This window comes from Pseudomonas sp. BS3782 TE3695, from assembly GCF_050435305.1.
In the GTDB taxonomy this organism is placed as follows: domain Bacteria; phylum Pseudomonadota; class Gammaproteobacteria; order Pseudomonadales; family Pseudomonadaceae; genus Aquipseudomonas.
In genome coordinates, this window is the sequence record NZ_JBNDKB010000001.1 from 6,254,684 (window position 1) to 6,274,371 (window position 19,688).

18 protein-coding genes are annotated in these 19,688 nt (G+C 57.7%); 3 read left to right on the plus strand and 15 right to left on the minus strand.

What is annotated here, in order from left to right; translation table 11 throughout:
• Positions 1 to 20: 20 nt before the first annotated feature.
• From glmM to rlmE, 4 genes are all read right to left on the minus strand, one after another.
• Complete coding sequence (gene glmM, locus ABH909_RS28395; RefSeq protein WP_429439564.1) at positions 21 to 1,358, minus strand: phosphoglucosamine mutase; 1,338 nt, start codon at positions 1,356 to 1,358, stop codon at positions 21 to 23.
• A gap of 16 nt (positions 1,359 to 1,374) precedes the next feature.
• On the minus strand, positions 1,375 to 2,226 hold the full coding sequence (folP, locus tag ABH909_RS28400) for a dihydropteroate synthase (RefSeq protein ID WP_429439566.1): 852 nt from the start codon (positions 2,224 to 2,226) through the stop codon (positions 1,375 to 1,377).
• A gap of 8 nt (positions 2,227 to 2,234) precedes the next feature.
• Positions 2,235 to 4,145: an ATP-dependent zinc metalloprotease FtsH gene (ftsH, locus tag ABH909_RS28405; RefSeq protein WP_429439569.1), complete on the minus strand. Its 1,911-nt coding sequence runs from the start codon at positions 4,143 to 4,145 to the stop codon at positions 2,235 to 2,237.
• 202 nt (positions 4,146 to 4,347) lie between these two features.
• Complete coding sequence (gene rlmE / locus ABH909_RS28410; RefSeq protein WP_007900501.1) at positions 4,348 to 4,977, minus strand: 23S rRNA (uridine(2552)-2'-O)-methyltransferase RlmE; 630 nt, start codon at positions 4,975 to 4,977, stop codon at positions 4,348 to 4,350.
• A gap of 101 nt (positions 4,978 to 5,078) precedes the next feature.
• On the opposite strand from rlmE, the gene ABH909_RS28415 reads away from it, so the two are divergent.
• Positions 5,079 to 5,387 carry a YhbY family RNA-binding protein gene (locus ABH909_RS28415; protein WP_429439572.1) on the plus strand — a complete coding sequence of 103 codons (309 nt, stop codon included), beginning with the start codon at positions 5,079 to 5,081 and terminating at the stop codon, positions 5,385 to 5,387.
• Positions 5,388 to 5,396: 9 nt separating this feature from the next.
• On the opposite strand, the gene ABH909_RS28420 is transcribed toward ABH909_RS28415, so the two are convergent.
• The 8 genes from ABH909_RS28420 to grpE all read right to left on the minus strand — a co-directional run bounded on the left by ABH909_RS28420 (position 5,397) and on the right by grpE (position 15,862).
• Positions 5,397 to 5,801 carry an MFS transporter gene (locus ABH909_RS28420; RefSeq protein ID WP_429439575.1) on the minus strand — a complete coding sequence of 135 codons (405 nt, stop codon included), beginning with the start codon at positions 5,799 to 5,801 and terminating at the stop codon, positions 5,397 to 5,399.
• A 28-nt stretch (positions 5,802 to 5,829) separates the two neighbouring features.
• Entirely contained in the window at positions 5,830 to 6,306 is a 477-nt protein-coding gene (greA, locus tag ABH909_RS28425) for a transcription elongation factor GreA (protein ID WP_007942892.1), read from the minus strand.
• Positions 6,303 to 9,524 carry a carbamoyl-phosphate synthase large subunit gene (gene carB / locus ABH909_RS28430; protein WP_008067204.1) on the minus strand — a complete coding sequence of 1,074 codons (3,222 nt, stop codon included), beginning with the start codon at positions 9,522 to 9,524 and terminating at the stop codon, positions 6,303 to 6,305. The genes greA and carB overlap by 4 nt, the downstream gene beginning before the upstream one ends.
• A 117-nt stretch (positions 9,525 to 9,641) precedes the next feature.
• Positions 9,642 to 10,778 (minus strand): glutamine-hydrolyzing carbamoyl-phosphate synthase small subunit, encoded by a 1,137-nt coding sequence (carA, locus tag ABH909_RS28435; protein ID WP_429439579.1) that lies wholly within the window; start codon positions 10,776 to 10,778, stop codon positions 9,642 to 9,644.
• A 259-nt stretch (positions 10,779 to 11,037) separates the two neighbouring features.
• On the minus strand, positions 11,038 to 11,844 hold the full coding sequence (dapB, locus tag ABH909_RS28440) for a 4-hydroxy-tetrahydrodipicolinate reductase (protein ID WP_429439582.1): 807 nt from the start codon (positions 11,842 to 11,844) through the stop codon (positions 11,038 to 11,040).
• Positions 11,845 to 11,853: 9 nt separating this feature from the next.
• Positions 11,854 to 12,978 (minus strand): molecular chaperone DnaJ, encoded by a 1,125-nt coding sequence (gene dnaJ, locus ABH909_RS28445; RefSeq protein WP_429439585.1) that lies wholly within the window; start codon positions 12,976 to 12,978, stop codon positions 11,854 to 11,856.
• Between the two features lie 298 nt (positions 12,979 to 13,276).
• The gene (dnaK, locus tag ABH909_RS28450) at positions 13,277 to 15,193 is read right to left on the minus strand and encodes a molecular chaperone DnaK (protein ID WP_429439588.1); all 1,917 of its coding nucleotides are present in this window, start codon (positions 15,191 to 15,193) and stop codon (positions 13,277 to 13,279) included.
• A gap of 102 nt (positions 15,194 to 15,295) precedes the next feature.
• Positions 15,296 to 15,862 (minus strand): nucleotide exchange factor GrpE, encoded by a 567-nt coding sequence (gene grpE, locus ABH909_RS28455; protein ID WP_429439590.1) that lies wholly within the window; start codon positions 15,860 to 15,862, stop codon positions 15,296 to 15,298.
• Positions 15,863 to 16,103: 241 nt separating this feature from the next.
• Between grpE and recN the strand changes: the two genes are divergently transcribed.
• Positions 16,104 to 17,777: a DNA repair protein RecN gene (gene recN / locus ABH909_RS28460; RefSeq protein ID WP_429439593.1), complete on the plus strand. Its 1,674-nt coding sequence runs from the start codon at positions 16,104 to 16,106 to the stop codon at positions 17,775 to 17,777.
• A gap of 75 nt (positions 17,778 to 17,852) precedes the next feature.
• Here recN and fur read toward each other — a convergent pair whose 3' ends face one another.
• Positions 17,853 to 18,257, minus strand: coding sequence for a ferric iron uptake transcriptional regulator (gene fur / locus ABH909_RS28465; protein WP_003197684.1), 405 nt, complete (start codon positions 18,255 to 18,257; stop codon positions 17,853 to 17,855).
• Positions 18,258 to 18,354: 97 nt separating this feature from the next.
• Between fur and ABH909_RS28470 the strand changes: the two genes are divergently transcribed.
• Complete coding sequence (locus ABH909_RS28470; protein ID WP_007900538.1) at positions 18,355 to 18,882, plus strand: outer membrane protein assembly factor BamE; 528 nt, start codon at positions 18,355 to 18,357, stop codon at positions 18,880 to 18,882.
• 61 nt (positions 18,883 to 18,943) lie between these two features.
• Here the strand turns inward: ABH909_RS28470 and ABH909_RS28475 are convergent, their stop codons facing one another.
• On the minus strand, positions 18,944 to 19,258 hold the full coding sequence (locus ABH909_RS28475; protein WP_429439596.1) for an RnfH family protein: 315 nt from the start codon (positions 19,256 to 19,258) through the stop codon (positions 18,944 to 18,946).
• A complete protein-coding gene (locus ABH909_RS28480; protein ID WP_429439599.1) occupies positions 19,251 to 19,685 on the minus strand; it encodes a type II toxin-antitoxin system RatA family toxin in 435 nt (144 codons plus the stop codon). The genes ABH909_RS28475 and ABH909_RS28480 overlap by 8 nt, the downstream gene beginning before the upstream one ends.
• Positions 19,686 to 19,688 lie beyond the last annotated feature (3 nt).

The following is a 19,688-nucleotide window of genomic DNA, read 5'->3' on the forward strand; positions in this document are numbered from 1 at the left end:
TCATGGCTGGCAAGCCGAAATCAGGCAGAAACTTCAGTTACCAGTTTTGCGAGCTCTTCGGCATAACCGCGAACCTGCGTTTCGTCCTCACCCTCGACCATGACCCTCACCAGCGGCTCTGTCCCGGACTTGCGTAACAGTACTCGCCCACGACCGGCCATCGCCTGAGTAACACGGTCGCTGGCCTCCTTGACGGTCGGATGTTCGAGCGGATTCGCACCACCGCCAAAACGGACATTGATCAGCACCTGAGGACACTTGCGCAACGCCTGACGAGACTGAGCCAGGCCTTCAACGCGCCTTTTCAGGGCCATCAGCACCTGCAACGCGGCAATAATTGCGTCACCAGTCGTGGTGTGACTGAAGCAGACAATGTGCCCCGAGTTCTCCCCACCCACCTGCCAATCGCGCTCCAGCAACTCGGAGATCACGTAACGGTCGCCAACGTTGGCGCGCACAAAAGGAATCGCCAGATCCGCCAGGGCCAACTCCAGCCCCAGGTTACTCATCAGCGTACCGACCACACCACCCTGCAACTTGCCGCGTTCTTGCAGATCGCGAGCAATGATAAACAACAACTCGTCACCGTCGACGACAGTGCCGGTGTGATCGACCATCTGAACCCGGTCACCATCACCGTCAAAGGCAATACCCAAATCGGCGTGCTCGGCCAACACGGCAGCTTGCAGCGGCTCCATATGGGTTGAACCGCAATTCTCATTGATGTTCAGGCCATTAGGATGGGCAGAAAGCACAACAACGTCGGCCCCCAGCTCACGGAACACACTAGGCGCCACTTTATAGGTCGCACCATGGGCACAGTCGATCACGATCTTCAGCCCGGCAAAACTGGTACCGGTCGGAACGCTGCTCTTGCAGAACTCGATATAACGGCCCGAAGCATCGTTGATTCGAGATACCTTGCCGATTTTGCTCGATTCAACCACGGTCATCGGGGTGTCGAGCAACTCTTCAATCATCAATTCGACTTCATCGGGAAGCTTGGTGCCTTTCCCGGAGAAAAATTTGATGCCGTTGTCATCATGAGGGTTGTGCGAAGCGCTGATCACGATGCCGGCTTCAGCATGAAAGGTACGTGTCAGATAGGCGATGGCCGGCGTCGGCATCGGCCCCAGGAGCATCACATCAGCACCTGCCGAGGTCAGCCCGGCCTCAAGCGCCGACTCGAACATGTACCCGGAGATCCGGGTATCTTTGCCCACGAGCACCTTGCAGGCACCCATGCTGCGAAAAGCCATGCCTGCCGCCCAGCCAAGCTTGAGCATGAAATCAGGAGTAATCGGGTATTCACCGACCCGACCACGAATGCCGTCAGTGCCAAAATATTTCTTGCTCATAAGTACTCCATCATTCTTATTCGGCTGATTCTACGGCGGCGATCATCCGCACCACATCAACGGTTTCGGCGACATCATGGACGCGCAATATACGCGCGCCCTTGATCGAAGCCAGTGCCGCGAGCGCCAAACCGCCATGCAGGCGCTCCCCCACCGGCCGATTCAAGGCTTGCCCGATCATGCTCTTTCGCGAAACCCCGACCAACAGGGGCCGCCCCAAGGCATGCAAGGCTTCCAAATGCTTAAACAGGCTCAGATTGTGCTGCAAGGTTTTCGCGAAGCCGAAGCCCGGATCGAGAATGATCCGTTCAGCGGGAATGCCCACCGACGCGCACTGGACCATGCGTTCAGCGAGAAACTCGCCGACCTCTTTCGTCACATCCTGGTACTGCGGATTGTCCTGCATGTCGCCCGGCTCACCGAGCATATGCATCAGACATACCGGCAAGCCGGTGGCCGCTGCCGCATCCAGAGCTCCGTCCCGGCGCAACGAACGCACATCATTGATCAAACCCGCCCCCAGCCTTGCGGTTTCACGCATAACTGCCGGTGTGGAGGTATCGACCGAGATGATCACATCGAGTTCACGACTGATGCGCTCAACGATAGGCGCTACACGCTCAAGCTCTTCAAGCGGTGAAACTGCCCTGGCACCGGGTCGGGTCGATTCACCACCAACGTCGATCAGCGTCGCGCCAGCCGCCACCATCGCTTCGGCGTGGCGCAGAGCCGCATCCAGCTGACTGTATCGGCCGCCATCGGAAAAGGAGTCGGGAGTGACATTGAGAATGCCCATGACATGCGTCTGGGCCAAATCAAGAACCCGGTTGCCGCAAGGCAACCGGGTCGAGGACTGAACAGAAGTCATTTCAAACCTTATACGTCAGCAGCCGGGCCACCGATGGGTGTTTCCGGACGCCCGTCCTGTACCGCCGGAGGCGTACCGGAAGTATCGCTGCTGCCAGACCAGTCGCGAGGTTCGCGAGGCGTACGACCCGCCATGATGTCATCGATCTGATCGGCATCGATCGTCTCGTACTTCATCAAGGCATCCGCCATGGCATCGAGCTTGTCACGGTTATCCGTAAGGATCTGCTTGGCCGTGCCGTAGCACTGGTCAATGATGCTGCGCACTTCGGAGTCGATCAGCTTGGCTGTCTCGCCGGAGAAGCTGGCATGCTGACCACCGCCGCCACGACCGAGGAACACTTCACCCTCTTCTTCGGCGTACATCAACGGACCGAGTTTTTCCGACAAGCCCCACTTGGTCACCATATTCCGTGCGATCTGGCTGGCACGCATGATGTCGTTGGATGCACCGGTGGTGACACCGTCGAAGCCCAGGGTCATCTCTTCAGCGATACGACCACCGTACAGCGAGCAGATCTGGCTGATCAGCGCACGCTTGGACAGGCTGTAGCGATCTTCTTCCGGCAGGAACATGGTCACACCCAGCGCACGACCGCGCGGGATGATCGACACTTTGTAGACCGGATCATGCTCAGGTACGACACGACCGACGATAGCGTGGCCGGCTTCGTGATAAGCAGTGTTCTGCTTTTCTTTCTCGGACATGACCATGGATTTGCGCTCGGCGCCCATCATGATCTTGTCTTTGGCCAGTTCGAACTCTTTCATCTCGACGATGCGCTTGCCGGCACGGGCTGCGAACAACGACGCCTCGTTCACCAGGTTGGCCAGGTCGGCACCGGAGAAGCCAGGAGTACCACGTGCAATCACGGCCGGAGCGACGTCGTCACCCATTGGCACTTTGCGCATGTGGACTTTGAGAATCTGCTCGCGACCGCGGATATCCGGCAGACCGACCACGACCTGACGGTCGAAACGGCCCGGACGCAGCAATGCAGGGTCCAGTACATCGGGACGGTTGGTCGCTGCGATGACGATGATGCCGTCATTCATTTCGAAACCGTCCATCTCTACCAGCAACTGGTTGAGTGTCTGTTCGCGCTCGTCGTGACCGCCGCCCATGCCGGCACCACGATGGCGACCGACAGCGTCGATTTCATCGATGAAGATGATGCATGGCGCGTGTTTCTTCGCCTGCTCGAACATGTCACGCACACGACTGGCACCGACACCGACGAACATTTCGACGAAATCGGAACCGGAAATAGTAAAGAACGGCACTTTGGCTTCGCCGGCAATCGCCTTGGCGATCAAGGTTTTACCGGTACCAGGAGGACCGACCATCAGCACGCCACGAGGAATGCGACCGCCCAAACGCTGGAACTTGCCCGGATCACGCAGGAACTCGACCAGCTCGCCAACTTCTTCCTTGGCTTCGTCGCAACCGGCAACGTCAGCCAAGGTGGTTTTCACCTGATCTTCCGAGAGCAGACGCGCCTTGCTTTTGCCGAAGCTCATAGGCCCGCCCTTGCCGCCAGCACCGCCCTGCATCTGCCGCATGAAAAACATGAAGACAGCGATAATCACCAGGATCGGGAAGCTTGCGACCAGGAGTTGAGTCCAGATGCTTTGCTGCTCAGGCTGTTTGCCTTCGACTACCACACGGTTATCCACGAGATCGCCGATCAGGCCATTGTCCTGGATTGCCGGACGGATGGTCTTGAAGCTGTCGCCATCAGTGCGCTTGCCGGTAATCACGTAGCCATCAACCGCCACGCGCTCGACCTTGCCATCCTTGACCTGCTGGATGAAGTCGGAATAGTTGAGGGTCTGCGGCTCGTTAGGGCTGGAGAAGTTGTTCATCACCGTCACCAGGACAGCCGCGATGATCAACCACAGGATCAGATTCTTTGCCATATCGTTCAATTAACTACCCTCTGAAGCAAGCTCCGCTGATGGCGCGTGCTTCGCATGATATTCACCGGCCTAACTTACTACATTACCTACGGCTCTGGCAGGCGCCGTCTGTAACCCTTTGTGAAACACTTTCTACACAATATTCGCTAATGCTCACGGGACGAAATACGAAAAACCTATCGACCCGCAAAAAAACCTCGATTTACTCACTACGGCCGCGGTAGCCCCAAGCCAGCATGTATTGCTCGCGGGAACTGCCACGGGAGGAGTCCGGTTTGATCATCTGGACCTTGTCGAATTTCTGACGAGCGTCCTTCACGTAAGCATCAAACCCTTCACCCTGAAACACCTTGATAACGAAATTACCACCCGGCTTGAGTATCCGAGCCGCCAGATCAAGAGCCAGCTCACATAGAAACATGGCTTTTGGCATGTCCACCTCAGGCGTACCACTCATATTGGGGGCCATATCGGAAATCACAAGGTCCACCTGCGAATTACCCACGGCTTCAAGGATCTGAGCGAGCACTTCGTCCTGGGTGAAGTCACCCTGAATGAAAGTCACGTCCGGAATGCTGTCCATTTCCAGGATGTCCGAGGCGATCAGACGCCCCTGACCACCGATCAGCCGACTAGTGACCTGCGACCAGCCGCCGGGCGCCGCACCCAGGTCGACAACGCTCATACCAGGACGGATCAGCTTGTATTTCTCCTGGACCTCCAGAAGCTTGTAACTCGCACGCGAGCGGTAACCATCCTTCTGCGCCTGCTTCACATAGGGATCATTGACATGTCTTTTCAGCCAACCAAGGCTTGTCTTGGAACGCGCCATTGGGCACCTCGATGATAAGGGTCGTGATTAATTGGGCGGATCCACGAACCCTCGGGTAAAATGGCCGCCATTTTACAGAATCCAGACTAAAGGGTCAGATTATGCCGCTCACTCAAGAGCAGAAGAAACAGTACAAATCCATTGGCCACCATCTGAAACCAGTTTTGATTGTGGCTGACAACGGTTTGACTAAAGGTGTGTTAGCCGAACTTGAACGCGCTTTGGCGGATCACGAGCTGATCAAAATCAAGCTCAACATCCTCGATCGCGAATCGCGCCTGGCAGCCATTGCAGAACTCTGCAAGGCCGGCAAAGCAGATCTGGTTCAAGTCATCGGCAAGATGGCACTGATTTACCGCAAGAACTTCAGCGTCAACAAGCAGCTGTCGAACGTCCATCGCTTCAAGTGATGACAAGGGTCAAGGGTGTGCTTCGCGCACCCTCACACTCCATCCCGGCACCGGTTGCATCACCAGCACCAGCCCGGAAAATCCCAGAACAAGATAGCTGAACAGCTGCCAATGCGCCGCCTGCGGCCAGCCGACGTGGACCGCGAAATACATCGCGCCCCCATACAGCGCCATCATCAGCAGTTGCCCACGAATATCGCGCCATAGACTGGCAAGGCCCTCGGCCTGAACCAGCACCAAAACCTGAAAAATCACACACGCCGTGGCAAATCCCACCATCAGCGTATTCAGCATGCCTGCGATTTCGTCGATCAGCAGCGGTGCCAGGCCTACTCGCCCCAGCACCGGCAGCAGACCGATGTGCAACAGCCACAGGCCGCCAACCCACAACATTTGGGTCAGCTGCCAAAGCATGGCGCCCGCACGTAGCGGGCGCCTTCTTTCAGAGGTGGCGAACTTCGACAATCTCGTACTCGATAACGCCACCCGGCGTTTTCACGGCAACCACATCACCCTCTTCCTTGGCGATCAAGGCGCGAGCCAGTGGCGAACCCACGGAAATCTTGCCGAGTTTGAAGTCAGCCTCATCCTCACCCACGATGTGGTAAGTAACGCGCTCATCCGTCTCGACGTTGGCGATTTCAACGGTAGTGCCGAAAATCACTTTGCCAGTATGAGGAATGGTCGTGACATCGATGATGACCTGATTCTGAATCCGGCCTTCGATGTCGCGAATCCGCGCCTCGACCATACCCTGCTGCTCGCGAGCAGCGTGGTATTCGGCGTTTTCCTTCAAGTCACCCAACTCGCGGGCCGTACCGATGTCCTGGCTGAGCTTCGGACGGACGACCTTGGTCAGGTGAGCGTGTTCTTCTTCCAGGGCTTTCGCGCCCTGGACGGTCATTGGGTATTTGATCATGCCTTCAATCCTGCGTGTAAATCCTGCAAGCGGCGTACGGTCTTCTCGGGACCGAACTTCAGCGCTTCACAGATAGCTTCGCCAGCAGCAATGGTCGTGGTGCAGTAGATCTTGTGCTGCAAGGCGTTGCGACGAATGGAGTAGGAATCGGCGATCGACTGGCGACCTTCGGTGGTGTTGATGATAAGAGTGACTTCGTCATTCTTGATCATGTCGACCACGTGCGGACGTCCCTCGGTCACCTTGTTCACACGACGCACTTTCAGGCCTGCGGCTTCAATCAGCTTGGCAGTACCGGCAGTGGCGACCACTTCAAAGCCCAAGTTGATCAGATCACGGGCCACGCCTGCAACCAGCGGCTTGTCATCATCACGCACACTGATGAACGCGGTACCGCCAGTCGGCAGCACTTCGCTGGCGCCCATCTGGGCTTTGGCAAAGGCTTCGCCGAAGGTGTCACCCACGCCCATCACTTCACCGGTGGACTTCATCTCCGGGCCCAGGATCGGGTCCACGCCAGGGAACTTGGCGAATGGGAACACCGCCTCTTTCACACTGTAGAAGTTCGGAATGATTTCTTTGGTGAAGCCGATTTCTTTCAGGGTTTTACCGGCCATCACGCGAGCCGCGATCATTGCCAGGGAAACACCGATGCACTTGGACACGAACGGTACGGTACGGGAAGCGCGCGGGTTGACTTCGATGACGTAGATGTCTTCGCCTTGCAGCGCCAACTGAACGTTCATCAGGCCGACAACGCCCAGTTCCAGGGCCATTTTCTTGACCTGTTCGCGCATCTCGTCCTGGATGTGTGCAGGCAGCGAATACGGCGGCAGGGAGCACGCAGAGTCACCAGAGTGAACGCCGGCCTGCTCGATGTGCTGCATGATCGCGCCGATCACCACGTCAGTGCCGTCACAGACCGCATCCACGTCCATTTCGATCGCGCAGTTGAGGAAGTGATCGAGCAGCACCGGGCTGTCGTTGGACACTTTCACCGCATCACGCAGGTAGCGCTTGAGCTCTTCTTCTTCGTAGACGATTTCCATCGCGCGGCCGCCCAGTACGTAGGACGGACGAACCACCAGCGGATAACCGATCTTGGCCGCGGCACGAATCGCTTCGTCTTCGCTGCGCACGGTGGCGTTTGGTGGCTGACGCAGGTTCAGACGCTCAACCATTTGCTGGAAGCGCTCACGGTCTTCGGCACGGTCGATGGCGTCAGGGCTGGTGCCGATGATTGGCACGCCAGCTTCTTCCAGGGCACGCGCCAGTTTCAGCGGGGTTTGGCCGCCGTACTGGACGATCACGCCTTTCGGCTTCTCGACCCGGACGATTTCCAGTACGTCTTCCAGGGTCACTGGCTCGAAGTACAGGCGATCGGAGGTGTCGTAGTCGGTGGACACGGTTTCCGGGTTGCAGTTGACCATGATGGTCTCGTAACCATCTTCGCGCAGGGCCAGTGCCGCGTGTACGCAGCAATAGTCGAACTCGATGCCCTGGCCGATACGGTTTGGACCGCCGCCAAGGATCATGATCTTGTCGCGGCCCGACGGCGCGGCTTCGCACTCTTCCTCGTACGTCGAATAGAGGTAAGCGGTGTCGGTGGCGAACTCGGCTGCGCAGGTGTCAACGCGCTTGTAGACCGGGAAGATTTCCAGCTTGTGACGGTGGCGACGCAGAGCTTTCTCGGTTACGCCCAGCAGCTTGGCCAGACGCATGTCGGAGAAGCCTTTGCGCTTGAGGCGGAACATCACGTCGTGGTCGATGCTAGCCAGACCCAGGGTCTTGACCTTCTCTTCTTCCTTGATCAGATCTTCGATCTGCACCAGGAACCACGGATCGATCATGTTCATGCCGAAAATATCTTCGACCGACAGACCGGCGCGGAACGCGTCAGCGACGTACCAGATACGCTCGGCGCCCGGCACGGTCAGTTCGCGCTTGAGGATGCTCATGCTTTCCGGGTTGCTCAGGTCGAGCTTCTCGTCCAGGCCGCAAACGCCCACTTCCAGACCGCGCAGGGCTTTCTGCAGGGATTCCTGGAAGGTCCGGCCGATGGCCATGACTTCACCGACCGACTTCATTTGAGTGGTCAGGCGCGCGTCGGCTTTCGGGAATTTCTCGAAGGCGAAGCGTGGCAGCTTGGTGACGACGTAGTCGATGGACGGTTCGAAGGACGCCGGGGTCTTGCCACCGGTGATGTCGTTCGACAGCTCGTCGAGGGTGTAACCGACGGCCAGTTTTGCCGCGACCTTGGCGATCGGAAAACCGGTGGCTTTCGAGGCCAGGGCCGAGGAACGGGATACCCGCGGGTTCATCTCGATCACAACCATGCGGCCGGTGTTCGGGCAGATGCCGAACTGGACGTTGGAACCGCCAGTCTCGACGCCGATCTCGCGCAGCACCGCCAGGGAGGCGTTACGCAGAATCTGGTATTCCTTGTCGGTCAGGGTCTGTGCTGGCGCAACAGTGATCGAGTCACCGGTGTGCACGCCCATCGGGTCGAAGTTTTCGATGGAGCAGACGATGATGCAGTTGTCCTTCTTATCGCGGACAACCTCCATCTCATATTCTTTCCAGCCGATCAGCGATTCATCGATCAGCAACTCTTTGGTCGGCGACAGGTCCAGACCTCGGGCGCAGATTTCTTCGAACTCTTCACGGTTGTAAGCGATACCGCCACCGGTGCCGCCCATGGTGAAAGACGGACGAATGATGCACGGGAAGCCCAGGCGCTCAAGAACCGCGTTGGCCTCTTCCATGCTGTGGGCGATACCCGAACGCGGGCAGTCCAGACCGATGGATTTCATCGCCTTGTCGAAGCGCGAACGGTCTTCGGCCTTGTCGATGGTGTCAGCGTTGGCGCCGATCATTTCTACGCCGAACTTCTCCAGAACGCCTTCGCGCTCCAGGTCCAAGGCGCAGTTCAGGGCAGTCTGGCCACCCATGGTTGGCAGCAGCGCGTCCGGACGTTCTTTCTCGATGATCTTGGCAACGGTCTGCCACTTGATCGGTTCGATGTAGGTGGCGTCGGCCATGGCCGGGTCGGTCATGATGGTGGCCGGGTTGGAGTTCACCAGGATGACGCGGTAACCCTCCTCGCGCAGGGCTTTACAGGCCTGGGCGCCGGAGTAGTCGAATTCGCAGGCCTGGCCGATCACGATCGGGCCAGCGCCGAGAATCAGGATGCTTTTAATGTCTGTACGTTTTGGCATGGGTTGTCACTCAAATCCGCAGGTCAGTCGGCAAGCCGTCTTGTTCAATCTCTGAAGCCTTGAGGGGGCCACCGGTTTCGGGACCGCCCTCAGGCTTCGCTACATCAGGGCGAGCGATTAGCGTCGCTTGGCCATTTCGTTGATGAAGCGATCAAACAGTGGCGCTACGTCGTTCGGGCCAGGGCTGGCTTCAGGGTGACCCTGGAAGCTGAAGGCGCTCTTGTCGGTACGCTCGATGCCTTGCAGGGTGCCGTCGAACAGCGATTTGTGAATCGCCCGAACGTTGCCTGGCAGGGTCGCTTCGTCTACGGCAAAACCATGGTTCTGGCTGGTGATCATCACCACACCGCTGTCCAGATCCTGGACCGGGTGGTTGGCACCGTGGTGGCCATGACCCATTTTCAGGGTCTTGGCGCCGGAGGCCAGAGCCAGCAGTTGGTGACCGAGGCAGATACCGAATACCGGGATCTCGGTTTCCAGCACATCCTTGATTGCCTGGATCGCGTAGTCGCATGGCTCAGGGTCGCCCGGGCCGTTGGACAGGAACACGCCGTCCGGTTTCAGTGCCAGCGCTTCGGCGGCCGAAGTCTGCGCAGGTACTACAGTCACGCGGCAACCGCGCTCGACCAGCATGCGCAGGATGTTGACCTTGACGCCGTAGTCGTAGGCAACCACGTGGTACGGCAGATCGGAAGCGTCGATGGCCGCGTGGCTGTCGGTCTTCAAGTCCCAGACAGTCGAGCGCCACTCGTACTTCTCTTTGGTGCTGACGACTTTGGCCAAGTCCATGCCTTTGAGGCCAGGGAAGCCCTGGGCGGCGGCGATGGCGGCTTCTTCGGAAATGTTGTCACCGGCCATGATGCAGCCGTTCTGTGCGCCTTTCTCACGCAGGATGCGTGTCAGGCGACGGGTGTCGATACCGGCGATTGCCACCACATTGTTGGCTTTCAGGTAGTCGGACAGGGACATCGTGTTGCGCCAGTTGCTCGCAACCAGTGGCAGGTCACGAATGACCAGGCCAGCGGACCAGACACGGTCGGACTCGGCGTCTTCCGGCGTGGTGCCGGTATTGCCGATGTGCGGATAAGTCAAGGTAACGATCTGTTGGGCGTAGGAAGGATCGGTAAGGATTTCCTGATAGCCGGTCATTGCGGTGTTGAACACCACCTCACCAACGGTTTGACCGTCGGCTCCAATGGCTTCGCCGCGAAAAATGCTGCCATCAGCAAGGGCGAGTATGGCTGGCTTAGTCAAGAAGACCTCCCGTAAATAAAGCCTGAAAGGGCGATCGCAGGTTGTAAAAAAGCGGAGTGACGTATGGACACGTCACCCCGCTTTTTCATCGAATTATTCTGCGCGCTTTTAGTGGACACACTAAAGCTGTAGCTTACAGAAAAAGGCATTTTTGGTCTACCGCCAATGAGCCCTAAAGGCCGGAGAATGCGACAGGACGTCGCTTGGCAGTTTAAAACCGGGCCCAAACACTGAGTTTGAACCCGATTTCGGGCACATCTTACCGCAGGTCGAGCACGTCTTGCATGTCGTAAAGGCCTGGTTCACGACCGTCCAGCCACAAAGCTGCACGCACCGCACCCTTGGCGAAGGTCATACGGCTGGATGCCTTATGCGTGATTTCCAGTCGCTCACCCTCGCAGGCGAACAGCACCGTATGATCACCAACCACATCACCACCGCGAACAGTCGCGAAACCGATCGTTTCACGCTCACGCACACCGGTGTGACCTTCACGACCATAAACCGCCACCTTCTGCAGATCACGATCCAGCGCATTGGCGATCACCTCACCCATGCGCAGAGCCGTACCTGAAGGGGCGTCGATCTTGTGCCGGTGATGAGCCTCGATGATTTCGATATCAGCGTCATCACCCAGCACACGAGCCGCCATATCGAGCAACTTCAGCGACAGGTTTACACCGACACTGAAATTGGCCGCGAACACAATCGCAATATCCTTGCTCGCCTCGGCCAGCAACTGCTTCTGCGCCGCGTCCAGCCCCGTGGTACCGATCACCATGGATTTGCCCGCCTTGCGGCAGAACTCCAGGTTTTTCAGCATCACTTCCGGGAGTGTGAAATCGATCAACACATCGAACTCATCGGCCACCGCATCCAGCTTGCCGGACAGCGGCACACCGATTCGCCCCAGCGATGCCAGCTCACCGGCATCCACGCCAATCAGTGTGCTGCCGGGGCGCACGATGGCGGCTGTCAGGCCAGTCAGCGGCGCGCGCTGCTGCACCGCCTCGATCAGAATCTTGCCCATGCGCCCGGCAGCGCCCATCACAGCTATACGTCGCATGTCGACTCCTTACAAATCGCCGAAGAAGCGCTTCACACCTTCGAACCAACCGGTGGTTTTTGGCGAATGACTGTTGTCACCCGCCATAGAGCTGCGCAACTCTTCCAGCAGTTCGCGCTGACGGCGACCCAGATTGACCGGGGTTTCGACCACCACGCGACACATCAGGTCGCCAGCACCGCCACCACGAACGGGCGCGACGCCTTTGCCGCGAACACGGAACTGCTTACCGGTCTGAGTCCCTTCCGGAATTCTCAGCTTGACCCGACCATCGAGGGTCGGAATCTCCAGTTCGCCGCCCAGCGCTGCATCGACGAAGCTGATTGGCACTTCGCAGAACAAGTGCTTGCCGTCACGCTGGAAAATCGCGTGCTCGCGCACATTGATCACCACGTACAGGTCGCCGGTCGGCCCACCCTGCGCACCCGCCTCGCCTTCGCCAGACAGACGAATGCGATCACCAGTATCAACACCGGCCGGCACTTTCACCGACAGGGTCTTGTACTCTTCGACACGCCCTTCGCCACGGCAGGATTCGCACGGATCGGAAATGATCTTGCCTTGGCCATGGCAGCGCGGGCAGGTCTGCTGCACCGAGAAGAAACCCTGCTGCATGCGTACTTGACCAATACCGCCGCACGTCGGGCACGTGACTGGCGAGGAACCTTTCTTGGCACCCGAACCATCGCACGGCTTGCAATTGACCAGCGTTGGAACGCGGATATTCACGGTCGTGCCGCGCACCGCTTCTTCCAGATTCAGCTCCAGTGTGTAACGCAGATCGCTGCCACGCTGAGCGCCGCCACGCGCACCGCCGCGACCGCCACCGAAGAAGTCACTGAAGACATCGCCAAAGATGTCGGAAAAGTTCTGACCGCCAAAACCGGCACCGCCGCCACCCATGCTCGGATCGACACCGGCATGACCGTATTGATCATAGGCCGCGCGCTTGCTGGAATCGGACAGCACTTCGTAGGCCTCGTTGGCCTCCTTGAACATATCTTCCGACGCTTTGTCATCGGGATTACGGTCCGGGTGATGCTTCATCGCCAGGCGCCGGTAGGCCTTTTTCAGGTCCGCTTCGCTTGAACCACGCTCAACACCCAATACTTCGTAATAATCACGCTTTGCCATAAGTCTTTGCACTCTTAAGGACGTTCGGCAAACCTCTCCTGAGCCTCGCCAAACTCGTTGAGCCCCAATACAGGCCCGGACCCAACTCACGTCAATTCAACGATCCTGGTCTTTGATTCAATACGGTACTTCTGACTCGAAAAGCAGGAGCATTTCCGGCCATACCATCAGCACCCGAACGGTTGTCGCATGCTGTAAAAATTCACTAACTCCAGACATGCCAACGCGGGAGCAAGCTCCCGCGCGGCGACATCCTACCAGTCACCGCCTGAAGGCAGTCAACCGGGCGACCAACAACTTACTTGTGGTCTTTAACCTCTTCGAACTCGGCATCTACGACGTCATCGGCTTTTTCGGCCTTTTCGTCGTGCGGTGCCGCGCCTTCAGCTGGCTGAGCCTGTTCGGCGTACATTTTCTGAGCCACTGGTGCAGAGACCTTGGACAGCTCTTCAACCTTGGCTTCGATAGCAGCCTTGTCGTCGCCTTTGATGGCGGTTTCCAGGGCAACTACAGCGGCTTCGATTGCAGCCTTCTCTTCAGCGCTCACTTTATCACCAGCATCAGCGACCATTTTGCGCGTCGAGTGAACCAGGGCATCGCCTTGGTTGCGGGCACTGGCCAGCTCTTCGAACTTGCGGTCTTCTTCAGCGTTCACTTCAGCATCGCGAACCATCTGCTGAATTTCTTCCTCAGACAGACCGGAGTTGGCCTTGATCACGATCGACTGGGTCTTGCCGGTCGCCTTGTCTTTCGCGCCGACGTGCAGGATGCCGTTGGCGTCGATGTCGAAGGTCACTTCGATTTGTGGCACGCCACGTGGTGCCGGTGGAATCTCGGCCAGGTCGAACTTGCCCAGGGACTTGTTCTGTGCGGCTTGCTTACGCTCACCTTGCAGGACGTGAATGGTCACTGCGCCCTGGTTGTCGTCGGCAGTCGAGAACACTTGCGATTTCTTGGTAGGAATCGTGGTGTTTTTCTCGATCAGCGCGGTCATCACGCCACCCATGGTTTCGATACCCAGGGTCAGCGGGCTGACGTCGAGCAGCAGAACGTCTTTCACGTCACCGGCCAATACTGCGCCCTGGATTGCAGCACCCATGGCAACCGCTTCGTCCGGGTTAACGTCTTTACGAGCTTCTTTACCAAAGAAGTCGGAAACCGCTTTCTGCACCATTGGCATACGGGTCTGACCGCCGACCAGAATCACGTCGTCGATCTTGCTGACATCGATACCGGCGTCTTTCATGGCGATGCGGCAAGGTTCGACGGTGCGCTGAACCAGGTCTTCAACCAGCGCTTCGAGCTTGGCGCGGGAGATTTTCACGTTCAAGTGCTTAGGACCGGTAGCGTCTGCAGTGATGTACGGCAGGTTCACGTCGGTCGACTGGCTCGAGGACAGTTCGATCTTGGCTTTCTCAGCGGCTTCTTTCAGACGCTGCATGGCCAGCGGGTCACCCTTGAGGTTCATGCCGCTTTCTTTCTTGAACTCGTCAACGAGGTAGTCGATCAGACGAATGTCAAAGTCCTCACCACCCAGGAATGTGTCACCGTTGGTGGCCAACACTTCGAACTGGTGCTCGCCATCGACTTCAGCGATTTCGATCACGGAAACGTCGAAAGTACCGCCGCCCAAGTCGTAAACGATCACGGTGTGATCGCCTTTGGCTTTGTCCATACCGTAGGCCAGGGCGGCTGCGGTTGGTTCATTGATGATACGTTTAACGTCCAGACCCGCGATGCGGCCGGCGTCTTTGGTGGCTTGACGCTGGCTGTCGTTGAAGTAGGCCGGAACGGTGATCACCGCTTCGGTCACTGGCTCACCGAGGTAGTCTTCGGCGGTCTTCTTCATCTTCTTCAGAATTTCAGCCGAAATCTGTGGCGGCGCCATTTTCTGGCCGTTCACTTCAACCCAGGCGTCGTTGTTGTCAGCCTTGACGATCTTGTAAGGGACCATCTGGATGTCTTTCTGTACGACTTCTTCGTCGAAACGACGACCGATCAGACGCTTCACCGCGTACAGGGTGTTATGCGGATTGGTCACTGCCTGACGCTTGGCCGACTGGCCAACCAGGATTTCACCGTCGTTGGCATAAGCGATGATCGACGGCGTGGTACGCGCGCCTTCAGCGTTTTCAATAACTTTGGCTTTGCCGTTTTCCAGCACGGAGACGCAGGAGTTGGTAGTCCCCAGGTCGATACCGATAATTTTGCCCATGTTCACTCTCCCGAAACTTTGGATTTGGATGCCGCAGTAGTGGTGGCTGACTGCGGTAGCACTTAAACGCTTGACTTCTAAATGGGGGCCTTGCGGCTAATTTCAAGCCTGCTCGTCAATCGAAGGCGAAACCGGCGCAGGGGCCTTGCTGACCACGACCATGGCCGGGCGCAGCAGGCGACCGTGAAGCTGATAGCCCTTCTGAAACACCTTGAGCACGCTGTTTGGCTCGACGTCGGCGCTTTCCTGCATGGCCATTGCCTGATGATGCAGAGCATTGAAGGGCTCGCCTTCAGGATCGATTGCTTCCAGGTGATAACGCTTCAGGGTGTCCTGGAACATTTTCAGGGTCAGCTCGATCCCTTCGCGCATCGGACGAATGTTCTCGTCGTCAGGGTTGGACAGCTCCAGGCCGCGCTCCAGGCTGTCAATGATCGGCAGCAGGTCGCCAGCGAACTTTTCCAGGGCGAATTTATGAGCCTTTTCAACGTCCTGCTCGGCACGGCGGCGGACGTTCTGCAGATCGGCGGCTACACGCAAAGCCTGATCCTGCGCACCAGCCAATTGCTCTTCGAGCAGTTGTACACGAGCCGCCAGGTCTTCACCCGAAGCCTCGGGGCCCTGGTTGGCGTCTAGATTTTGCGTATCCACTGTCTGTTCGTCAGCCATAGATTTCTCCTTCCAATATCGTCCGCGAGCTCAACTCACGCTTCTGCCCCGGTATATGGGGCCGCAAAATTCAGCTTCAAGGGCTATTTGATGATTAACCCTACAAAAAACACCTGCATTGTCATTCCGCATTGCACTAAGGATTTTCATAAATCAAGCAAATCGACCTAAGAAGAGGCATTGTCAGCCCGAAACAAAACACTGTATAAATAACCAGACCTAAAGCCTGGGAGCGGCCTTTATGCTGGTGCACCTGTCCGTACATAACTACGCCATCGTTGAACATCTCGATCTCGAACTCGATCGCGGGATGAGCGTGATCACAGGGGAAACCGGCGCCGGCAAGTCGATCATGCTCGACGCCCTGGGCCTGACCCTGGGCGATCGCGCCGACAGCGGAGTAGTCCGCCCGGGCGCCGACAAGGCCGATATCCTGGCCACCTTCGACCTGGTCGACATCCCGGAAGCCAGTGCCTGGTTGGCAGAGCGCGACCTCGAAAACGACGGCCCGTGCATTTTGCGTCGCGTGATCACCGCTGAAGGGCGCTCGCGCGGTTATATCAACGGAACCCCCTGCCCTCTCGGCGACTTGAAGGCCTTGGGCGAGTTGCTAATCGATATCCACAGCCAGCACGAACATCAATCCCTGCTCAAAACCGATACCCATCGCCGCCTGCTCGACGAATACGCCGGCGCGACGGACCTCGCCCGCCAAGTGCAACTGGCCGCCCAACGCTGGCGCCAGACCCGCCAGGAACTGGAACGCCTTTCCAACTCCGGAGACGAACAACGCGCTCGCCATCAATTGCTCAGCTATCAACTCGAAGAACTGGAAAACCTCGGCCTCGGCGAAACCGAACTGGAGCAGCTGGAACAGGAGCACAAGAACCTGACCAACGCCGAAACCCTGCTGGGCATTTGCCGGCAAGTGGTCGAACAATGCAGCGAAAGTGATTCCGGCAACGTACTGAACGCGCTCACCGCCAGCCTTAATCGCCTATCAAGCGTGAATAATTCGATTGGCGCCCTGGGCGAAGCCAGCAGCCTGCTGACCAGCGCGCAGATTCAGGTTGAAGAAGCCGTGGGCGAGCTGAACCGCTTTCTCGACAACTTCGACGCCGATCCGGCGCGCCTTCAATACCTGGAAGAACGCCTCGATGCCATCTACACCCTGGCGCGCAAACACCGCATCCAGCCGACCGAAGTCGCCGAGATGCAGCAGAAGCTACTCGATGAAATCGAAACCCTGAATGCCAATGACGAATCCATCGAACGACTGAGCGATGAGCTGGCGTCCTACGCCCGCCATTATCAGGAGAAGGCGCGGGAGCTGAGCGATCTGCGGCATCAAGCCTCAAGCAGCCTGGCCAGCGCCGTGGAACAGGAAATCCAGCGTTTGGGCATGCCCGGCGGCCGCTTTACCATCGAACTGCGCCCCAACTGCAGCGACGAATTGCTGCCCAACGGGCTCGAACAAGTAGAACTGCTGGTAAGCGCCAACCCGGGGCAACCATTGAAAGCCCTGGCAAAAGTGGCGTCGGGTGGCGAACTGTCGCGTATCAGCCTGGCGATTCAGGTGATCACTGCACAGACCTCCCGCGTACCGACCCTGGTGTTCGACGAAGTGGACGTGGGTATCGGCGGTCCGACTGCCGAAATTGTCGGCCAGTTGCTGCGGCGACTCGGGGAGCGTGGGCAGGTCCTGACCGTGACTCACTTGCCGCAAGTGGCGGCGCAGGGGCATCAACATCTATTTGTACATAAGGTCCGCGGTGATGACGCCACACATACGGCCGTCTCCAAACTGAGCAAGACCGATCGCGTTGAAGAAGTGGCACGGATGCTCGGGGGCATCGATCTCACCAAGGAATCACTGGCTCACGCCAAAAAAATGGTCGTTACCGCGAAAACTTGAAAACAGCAGAAAGCACGAAGGCGACCCTGAGGTCGCCTTCGTTCGTTTCGCGAACCTGAAGTTCACGCGACATGCTTACTTTTTCTTGCGCACGTACAGTACAAGATTGTGATCAACCATCTCGAAGCCATACTTGTCGACGATTGCTTTCTGCAGCCGCTCGATTTCTTCGTCGAAGAATTCGATCACTTCACTGGTCTCGACGTTGACCATGTGGTCGTGATGCTTGCCGTCGTCCAGCTCGAAGACCGCATGGCCTCCGTCGAAGTTGTGCCGCACCACAAGGCCAGCTGCCTCGAACTGGGTCAGTACACGGTAAACCGTGGCCAGACCGACGTCCTCACCAGCCTCCATCAGCGCCTTGTAGACATCCTCGGCACTCATGTGGCGTTGCTCGGCGGAATCGAGCATTTGCAGAATTTTGACCCGTGGAAGGGTCACTTTGAGGCCGGCTTTGCGTAGTTCGCTATTTTCAACCATGGTCAGCTTTCTCGCGATGCTGCTTCGCAGCTTCTCTTAATGCGGGTATGATCGGCGTTTACGTTGTCCCAGCCAAGATAGTGGAAGTCGCCCACCGATGCAAAACACCAAGCTCTTGCTAACCAGTTTCACCTTTGTGGGACTGCTCGCACTCGCCGGTTGTTCATTCCCCGGGGTTTACAAAATCGACATCCAGCAGGGCAATGTCGTCACGCAGGACATGATAGACCAGTTACGCCCGGGAATGACCCGCCGGCAAGTACGGTTTATCATGGGTAACCCTCTGCTGACTGACACGTTCCATGCCGATCGCTGGGATTATCTCTACAGCCTGCAACCGGGTGGCGGTGAACGCCAACAGGAACGCATTAGCGTTATCTTCAACCCAAATGATCAACTTGTCAGCCTTTCTGGCGATTTCATGCCGGGCGTGAGCCGCGACGAAGCCATTCTCGGCAAAGACAGCGACACTACAGTGACCGCGCCGGCCGAAAATGCCGAGAAGCCGAAGCCAGAAAAACCGGTCAAGCCTGGGTCGTTGCTGGATCAGATCCAGAAGGACGTGGACAACGTGGAAACCGTTCCAGTCCCGACGCCAGAACCGCTGGAAACCTCGCCGCAATAATTTGCGACGCAATAAAAAACCCGGCATGTCCGGGTTTTTTATCGACTGGCGTTTGACCGGCTCACTGATTCCGGGCTTTAGCCTCGGCAGCCTTGGCGGCGCGCAACCGGCGAACTTCTTTCGGATCGGCGAGCAACGGCCGGTAGATCTCGAGGCGATCCCCTGCCTGAACCGGACGATTGGCCGGTTCAGCGATCACTTTGCCAAAGATTCCAACCGGACAACTGGCCAGATCCAGCTCAGGGAATTCGCTGTTCAAGCCGGATTTGAGCAATGTATCTCGCACCGTTGCACCCACCGGCACGGTTACAGTCAGCAATACCTGACGATCAACAGCGGCATATACCACTTCGACTTTGATCATTGCCTCAACCATGCATCTGTTTCGCACGCTGGCAAAACGCGTCCATCAGCGTATTCGCCGCCTGATTGAACAAAGGCCCCAACGTCGCACGCACCAGCGGGCCCGAGTAGTCGAACGACAAATCCAGACTGATCTTGCAGGCCTTTTCGCCCAACGGCTTGAACACCCAGACGCCGTGCAGCTGGCTGAACGGACCTTCCTCGAGGTTCATCTCGATCGAACGCCCCGGCACCAAGGTGTTACGCGTCACGAAATGCTGACTCAGCCCCCCCTTCGCCACGCCGACGCTGGCACGCATAAACTCAGGAGTGCTTTCCAGGACTTCGGCCGACGAGCACCACGGCAGAAATTCCGGATAGCGGGCTACATCGTTGACCAGGTCATACAGCGCTTGTGCCGGATATGGCAGCAGGGCCGAACGTTGAATGTGTGTCGTCATGTC

Coding starts and splice junctions, on each gene's coding strand:
- dnaK (WP_429439588.1), bottom strand. CDS start 15,193: ATGGGCAAAATTATCGGTATCGACCTGGGGACTACCAACTCCTGCGTC.
- dapB (WP_429439582.1), bottom strand. CDS start 11,844: ATGCGACGTATAGCTGTGATGGGCGCTGCCGGGCGCATGGGCAAGATT.
- carB (WP_008067204.1), bottom strand. CDS start 9,524: ATGCCAAAACGTACAGACATTAAAAGCATCCTGATTCTCGGCGCTGGC.
- recN (WP_429439593.1), top strand. CDS start 16,104: ATGCTGGTGCACCTGTCCGTACATAACTACGCCATCGTTGAACATCTC.
- folP (WP_429439566.1), bottom strand. CDS start 2,226: ATGACTTCTGTTCAGTCCTCGACCCGGTTGCCTTGCGGCAACCGGGTT.
- ABH909_RS28470 (WP_007900538.1), top strand. CDS start 18,355: ATGCAAAACACCAAGCTCTTGCTAACCAGTTTCACCTTTGTGGGACTG.
- ftsH (WP_429439569.1), bottom strand. CDS start 4,145: ATGGCAAAGAATCTGATCCTGTGGTTGATCATCGCGGCTGTCCTGGTG.
- glmM (WP_429439564.1), bottom strand. CDS start 1,358: ATGAGCAAGAAATATTTTGGCACTGACGGCATTCGTGGTCGGGTCGGT.
- ABH909_RS28420 (WP_429439575.1), bottom strand. CDS start 5,801: ATGCTTTGGCAGCTGACCCAAATGTTGTGGGTTGGCGGCCTGTGGCTG.
- grpE (WP_429439590.1), bottom strand. CDS start 15,862: ATGGCTGACGAACAGACAGTGGATACGCAAAATCTAGACGCCAACCAG.
- ABH909_RS28480 (WP_429439599.1), bottom strand. CDS start 19,685: ATGACGACACACATTCAACGTTCGGCCCTGCTGCCATATCCGGCACAA.
- ABH909_RS28415 (WP_429439572.1), top strand. CDS start 5,079: ATGCCGCTCACTCAAGAGCAGAAGAAACAGTACAAATCCATTGGCCAC.
- dnaJ (WP_429439585.1), bottom strand. CDS start 12,978: ATGGCAAAGCGTGATTATTACGAAGTATTGGGTGTTGAGCGTGGTTCA.
- rlmE (WP_007900501.1), bottom strand. CDS start 4,977: ATGGCGCGTTCCAAGACAAGCCTTGGTTGGCTGAAAAGACATGTCAAT.
- greA (WP_007942892.1), bottom strand. CDS start 6,306: ATGATCAAATACCCAATGACCGTCCAGGGCGCGAAAGCCCTGGAAGAA.
- fur (WP_003197684.1), bottom strand. CDS start 18,257: ATGGTTGAAAATAGCGAACTACGCAAAGCCGGCCTCAAAGTGACCCTT.
- ABH909_RS28475 (WP_429439596.1), bottom strand. CDS start 19,258: ATGGTTGAGGCAATGATCAAAGTCGAAGTGGTATATGCCGCTGTTGAT.